The 1,191-nt window shown below is 51.4% G+C and carries 1 protein-coding gene; it reads right to left on the bottom strand.

Annotated elements, in window-relative coordinates:
• Positions 1–1,191: SusC/RagA family TonB-linked outer membrane protein (locus BLX24_RS30545; RefSeq protein WP_143092944.1), on the bottom strand; the 1,191-nt coding region annotated here is incomplete at both ends.

The following is a 1,191-nucleotide window of genomic DNA, read 5'->3' as shown; positions in this document are numbered from 1 at the left end:
CGTTGCTGATAATCCGTGAACCGACTGCATTATTGTTCAGGTTGTTGATCAGGGCCAGATGGTTGTCGAAATTGCCGTATTTGGCATAGGAGCCATCGCTGTTAAAAACAGGCAGGTTTGTGCGCGGGAACAGGGCCGAATTGATAACCCCGGCAGGGTTATTATCGTTGCTGCTGACATTCCGGGTGGTACGTGCCAGAGCTGTACTTGTTCCCACCTTTAACCTGTCACTGACCCGATTATCTACATTGACCCGAAAGCTATACCGTTCAAAGTTCGAAGGCTTGACAATCGACTCCTGACGGAAGTAACCGCCACCGAGGTAAAACTGCGTCTTATCATTTCCGCCCGAAGCCGAAAGTTCATAATTCGCCGTACGCGCTGTCCGGAATAAGTCATTAATCCGGTCATAGGTTGGCTGCCCGGAAGGTAGCCCCTGCCCGCCGCTTGCTACAGACCGGAACGGAACGTTGTCCGGGCTGCCTCCGTCGTTTATGAACCGCTCGTTTTCAAGCTCAGCCAGTTGCGGTCCGGTTACCAGTTCAAACAGTCTGGCCGCCTTCGACCACCCCTGATAGGTATCAAAAGAAAGTTTCGTTTTTCCGGATTTTCCGCGTTTTGTCGTAATCAATACCACCCCGTTGGCACCTCTTGATCCATAAATGGCTGTTGCATTGGCATCTTTCAGGACTTCGATGCTTTCAATATCTGCCGGATTCAGATCGGCAAGCGGGTTCGACGGCACCTGATTACCCAGACCGGTAGCTACCAGATTTGTATTATTTATAAACACCCCGTCAATGATATACAATGGGTCATTGCCGGCATTTACGGAGTTTGTCCCCCTGACACGGATAAAAATACCGCCGCCCGGTACGCCTGAATTAGCCTGTACCTGAACCCCCGGCGCTTTTCCCTGCAATAACTGGTCAGGACTCGGTACGGGTATGTCTTTAATGTCAGTACCTCTGACTGTTGATATAGCACTTGTCAGGGATTTCCGGCTTTGCTCGCTGTAGCCTGTCACCACTACTTCAGAAAGTTGACGGATATCCGGTTGCAGGACTATTGTCAGCTCACTTCCTGCAGGCTTCACTTCGCTGGTTGTGTAGCCGATGGCGCTGATAATCAGGGCCGGATTACCGGTTGTCACGCCCAGGGAAAATCGTCCCTGCGCATCGGTAGTCGTAC

It is taken from the genome of Arsenicibacter rosenii, from assembly GCF_001870735.1.
Taxonomy (GTDB): domain Bacteria; phylum Bacteroidota; class Bacteroidia; order Cytophagales; family Spirosomataceae; genus Arsenicibacter; species Arsenicibacter rosenii.
Note: the sequence above shows the minus strand (reverse complement) of the source record. Positions and strands in the feature narration are given on the sequence as shown.